Below are 2291 nucleotides of genomic sequence, written 5' to 3'. Positions count from 1 at the left end.
GAGTTGCTTGGCCGCCTCCATGACGCGCTGGCGGTTGGCCGCACTCGCACCCGGCCGGTTGTTCAGCACCCTGTCGACCGTTGCGGTCGACAGCCCGCAATTGCGGGCGATATCCGAGACGGTGGCTTTCATGCCGCTACCCACAGCCCGCATTGCGGGCAATATCCGAGACGGTGGCTTTCATGCCGCTACCTATGCGCCCTGCGATGCCGCGCCAGACAAGCGATGCGATCTGAGGCAGCGGTGATTGCCGCCATCACCCGACAGTCAGTGCGACGGCTTGCCATCGGTGATGGCATCGCGGATTTCCTTGTCCGACATGCCGGTGATGATCCGCTCTACCTCCGCCACGCTGGTCGTCTTCGGGTCGATGTCGTCGGCGACCACCTTGCCCCGGCGCATGACGACGATGCGGTCGACCACCTGGAAGACATGGTGGATGTTGTGGGCGATGAAAATGCAGGAGTGACCGGAATCGCGGGCGCTGCGCACGAAACTCAGCACGCCCTGTGTTTCGGCGACGCCGAGATTGTTGGTCGGCTCGTCGAGGATGATCAGGTCGCTGTCGAAATGCATGGCGCGCGCGATCGCCACCGCCTGACGCTCGCCGCCGGAAAGCGAACCGATCGGCGTCGTCGGCGGGATGTTCTTCGTGATGCCGACCTGCTTGAGCAAATCGCGGGCAACCGTGTTCATCGCCTCCTGGTCCATCCGGTTGAGGAAGCGCGGCGGCTTGATCGGCTCGCGCCCGAGGAACAGATTGCGGGCGATCGACAGTTGCGTGACCAGTGCGGAGTCCTGGTAGATCGTCTCGATGCCATGGGCGATGGCGTCGCTGGTGCTGCGCAGGCTCACCTTCTTGCCACGGATGAAGATATCGCCGCTGGTCAGCGGAACGGCACCCGAAAGCACCTTGATCAGCGTCGACTTGCCGGCGCCATTGTCGCCAAGCAAGCCGACGATCTCCCGTTCATTGACATGGAAATTGGCATCCTCCAGCGCCTGCACGCGGCCGTAGGACTTGCGGATGTTCGTCATGCGGATCAGTGGCTCGGCCATGGTTCAAGTCCCCGCCTGATGCCGGCGTTCCAGCCATGAATGCAGTGCCATCATGCCGAGGATGATGGCACCGATGAAGATGTTATAGGCAAGACCAGGCACGCCGATCAGCACGATGCCGTTGCGCATCACACGCAGGATCAGGATGCCGAGCACGGTGCCGATGATCGTGCCGCGCCCGCCGGTAAGTGCGGTACCGCCGATCACCACCATGGCGATGACTTCCAACTCATAGCCGGTACCGCTGTTGGGGTTGGCGGCGGACGTGCGCAACGAAGAGATGACGCCGGCAAGCGAGGCCATGACCGACGACAGCACGAACAGGCCGATCTTGACCCCGCTGACATTGACGCCGCGCGCCCGCGCCGCGCTCGGGTTGCCGCCGGCCGCCTGGATCCAGTTGCCGGTGCGGCTTTGCGTCAGTACGTAGCCGAGCGCGATCGCCGCGGCGATGAACCAGAACAGTGACATGTAGATGCGGAACGGGCCGATGAAGAAGTCGCCGACCAGCGCTTCCGCCAGCCAACTGCCCTCCGCACTCCAGGTGCGCTGGGGAAAACCGTCGGTGACGAAAAGGGCGGTGCCGCGCACCACCAGCAGCATGCCGAGCGTCACCAGGAAGGATGGGATCTTGAGCTGCGTCACGAACCAGCCATTGACCAGCCCGATGAAGGCGGCGACCAGCAGCGCGGCGACAAAGCCGGCTTCGAGCGAGGTCAGGCCGCTGTTGAACAGGGTCCACATCAAGACCGGCGAGAAGCCGAACAGGGAGCCGACCGAGAGGTCGAACTCGCCGGACGTCATCAACAGCGTCATCGCCAGCGCGATCAGGCCGAGCTCGACCGTGAAAGCCAGCGTGTTGGAGATGTTCTGCGGCGACAGGAAGTCGTGGTTGAAACTCCAGAAAACGGCGATCTCGACGACGAGCAGCACGAAAGGGCCGAATTCCGGCCGTGCGATCAGGCGTGGGACGAGCGAATGATTTTCCACAGGCAATCCGCGACATGAGTGGAAGGCTGAGCGTTGCACATCGCGTGCGAAGGGCTCGGCGAAATGGAGAGCCAGTCGCGACCGTTGGGCGGCCGCGACTGTTGAGATTGGATGTTACTTGCCGGACAGGATGCCGTCGTAGATCTGCGCGGTGTCTTTTTCATAGAGCGCGCCGGTGATGACGTTGAAGCCCGGAGGAATGCCGCCGGCGGCCATATTGGCCAGCGAAAGCGCGACATAGC

General features: G+C 63.2%; 3 protein-coding genes and 1 pseudogene. All 4 read right to left on the bottom strand.

Annotation, left to right across the window (positions count from 1 at the left end):
* The coding region (locus EN969_RS27430; protein ID WP_164758540.1) for a LacI family DNA-binding transcriptional regulator at positions 1–132 on the bottom strand (132 nt) is incomplete at its 3' end.
* Between the two features lie 135 nt (positions 133–267).
* On the bottom strand, positions 268–1059 hold the full coding sequence (locus tag EN969_RS27425; protein ID WP_063167632.1) for an ATP-binding cassette domain-containing protein: 792 nt from the start codon (positions 1057–1059) through the stop codon (positions 268–270).
* A gap of 3 nt (positions 1060–1062) precedes the next feature.
* Positions 1063–2049 (bottom strand): ABC transporter permease, encoded by a 987-nt coding sequence (locus EN969_RS27420; protein ID WP_013532869.1) that lies wholly within the window; start codon positions 2047–2049, stop codon positions 1063–1065.
* A gap of 114 nt (positions 2050–2163) precedes the next feature.
* A pseudogene (locus EN969_RS36790) lies at positions 2164–2291 on the bottom strand (sugar ABC transporter substrate-binding protein); the annotation flags it as partial.

The organism is Mesorhizobium sp. M7A.F.Ca.CA.003.01.2.1 (assembly GCF_003998945.1).
Lineage (GTDB): Bacteria > Pseudomonadota > Alphaproteobacteria > Rhizobiales > Rhizobiaceae > Mesorhizobium > Mesorhizobium ciceri.
This window is presented reverse-complemented; position numbering and strand designations above follow the sequence as displayed.

Coding starts and splice junctions, on each gene's coding strand:
- EN969_RS27425 (WP_063167632.1), bottom strand. CDS start 1,059: ATGGCCGAGCCACTGATCCGCATGACGAACATCCGCAAGTCCTACGGC.